Here is a 2,655-nt window from a genome sequence, read left to right on the forward strand (position 1 = left end):
GTAAGTTGTATTTTTTAGGTAACTAGTGCCTCGGATATAGGAGACAACCGTGTCAAAAAAGTATGGCGTCATTGTATACAATACATCAACTATCAGTGATTCAATTCGTTCCCTTCAGTTAGACTTCAAGTTAACGCATTGCCAGACCTATGAAAGCTTATTGACACACGCTGCATATAGCGATAATCAATTGCTTTTGATAGATGATATGCCCGGCAATAACTCCCATTTAGCTTTTTTAGACAAAATTAAGAGCGAATGCCCACTAGAACTTGAGTCTATGTCGGTTATTGTGCTTAGCCGCAATATGGAGCTTGATCAGCGACTTCTAGCGTGTGAGCTAGGTGCTGATGATTGTATGTCCACAGAGCTTAGTCATGATGACATGGTGACACGTATTCAGAGCACAATTTTCAATGCGATTGCTAACAAACAGCTTAAAGACCAACTTAGAGCCGCTTCAGATGTTGCAATGGCGGCTATGGCTAGCACCGGAGATCTGGGTGCCAATATCCAGTTTTTACTGGACAGCTATCAATGTCAGAACTTTGATCAGCTAGGTCAGTTATTGTTCCAAAGCCTTAATCACTATGGGATTAGTTGTAGCCTGCAAATGCGAGGTAAATACAAGGTTAAAAACATGGAAGCAAACGGCATGGAACGAACAATGGAGTCTCGCTTGTTAAGTGAGTTGAAAGATGCCGGTCGCTTTTATGATTTTGGCAACCGTACTGTGATCAATTACAACCGTGTGTCGATTCTCATTAAAAATATGCCACTTGATGATCCCGAGAAGTATGGTCAGATTAAAGATAATATTTTTGCGCTTCTACAAGGAACCGATGCAAAAATAGAGGCTTTGGATATGCAGGCCGATATTTATCTAGAGCATCAATCTCAAGAAACGCTGATACGGCGTATGGAGAGTGGTATAGAGAACCTAGGCTCTCAATATCGTGATATGACAGTCCAGATTGCTGGTGTTGTCAATCAGCTGGCTGACTCCTTCGAGCAATCGATGCAAACCTTGTTGCTCACTGATGAACAGGAAAAGATTCTCTTGGAGCGCTTGGAAACAGGAAAAAACAATGTCTACGATATCTTCGAGCACTTCTCTCATATGGATGATGACCTGTCTGCCATTCTTAAAATGTGCGCACCAGAGGAGGTCGCGGGGATCGAAGTGGGGAAGGCTTTGTGTGAAGAGGGGAATAAGGCTGGAAATGTTCGGCCCTTAAAGTCAGGGACAACGCCCTAGCTGGCTAGAAAAACTGAGCATCTATTTATTCAAGACATAAAAAAGCCAGCAACTAAGCTGGCATTTTTATGTCTTGATAGGCTTATAACCAATAAACAAAGAAGTAAAGGCCTAACCAGACGACATCAACGAAGTGCCAGTACCATGCAACGGCTTCAAATGCGAAGTGCTTATCTGAGCTGAAGTGCCCCTTCAAGCTTCTTACTAGAATAGCAATTAGCATGATAGTACCAATCGTCACGTGCATGCCATGAAAACCGGTTAACATGTAGAAGGTCGACCCGTAGATACCTGAATTAAGTGTCAGGTCTAAAGCATTGTAGGCATGGCTATATTCGTATGCCTGGAAACCAAAGAAAATCAAACCCAATAAAATTGTTGCTGCTAAACCGATGATAAGCTGGTTTTTCTTATTATGCTTTAAAGCATGATGTGCCCAGGTAAGTGTTACTCCGCTGGAAAGTAATATGACTGTATTATATAGCGGGATGCCACCAGCGCCCATAGCCTCTTTGGTTTGGATGTAAGACTCTCCTCCATCAGGAGTTGTAAGTAAGGGCCAGGACGCCTTAAAACCTTCCCATAGAAGGTTAGACGAGCCAAGGTGACCTTCACCGCTGAGCCAGGGGAGTGAGATTTCTCGAAGGTAAAATAAGGAGCCAAAAAGTGCTACAAAGAAAAATACTTCTGAGGTGATAAACCATATCATTCCTTGTCTAAAGGAAATATCTACCTGAGGGCTGTATTTACCACCCATGCTTTCGTCAATCACGTCACTAAACCAGCCATAGAAGAGATAGGCAACAATAGCTAGCCCCGTCCAAATCATATATGTACCCGCATCGACGTCATTAACCCAAAATGCGACACCGAGTACTGTAAAAAATATTCCCATTACAGCAATAATGGGCCATTGGCTGCCGTGGGGGACGTAATAACTGTCAGAACCTGCTGTGCTCATAATGTCCTCTTTATTTTAATTGTTTGTACCATTAGCTATTCAAATAGTTTGCTTGTCGCCAGCTTTATTCAAAGTCTTCTTTGAGTCGCTGACAGAGGGTAATGCGTCTTTATTAGTTTTCAGTGAGTCGTCTCTGTTTGTGTTCATAATGGTATAAGATAAAGTTACCGTTTGAATGTCTTCAGGTAGATTCGGGTCGAGAACAAACTGTAAACCCATGTCTTTTGATTCGCCTGCTTGAAGGGTTTGAGTCTCAAAGCAGAAACATTCCATTTTCTTTAAATGTTGGTTTGCTTGCCATGGTGTAACCCCAGGTATTGACTGGGTTTCAACTGGCTGCGAACTGTTGTTCTTAAAGAAATAGCTGGTACTGACTCGTTCGCCAAGCTTCACCTTCATGGTTTTCGCTTCAGGTTTGAATTCCCATGCCATATTG

Annotated in this window: 3 protein-coding genes; 1 reads left to right on the top strand and 2 read right to left on the bottom strand. The window is 42.4% G+C overall.

Annotated elements, in window-relative coordinates:
* Nucleotides 1-49 precede the first annotated feature (49 nt).
* Nucleotides 50-1,258 (top strand): hypothetical protein, encoded by a 1,209-nt coding sequence (locus A3729_RS15385; RefSeq protein ID WP_068515583.1) that lies wholly within the window; start codon nucleotides 50-52, stop codon nucleotides 1,256-1,258.
* Between the two features lie 82 nt (nucleotides 1,259-1,340).
* Here A3729_RS15385 and A3729_RS15390 read toward each other — a convergent pair whose 3' ends face one another.
* A complete protein-coding gene (locus A3729_RS15390; RefSeq protein ID WP_068515580.1) occupies nucleotides 1,341-2,219 on the bottom strand; it encodes a cytochrome c oxidase subunit 3 in 879 nt (292 codons plus the stop codon).
* A 39-nt stretch (nucleotides 2,220-2,258) separates the two neighbouring features.
* Nucleotides 2,259-2,655: cytochrome c oxidase assembly protein (locus A3729_RS15395; RefSeq protein WP_197475873.1), on the bottom strand; the 397-nt coding region annotated here is incomplete at its 5' end.

Source organism: Oleiphilus sp. HI0043, assembly GCF_001634935.1.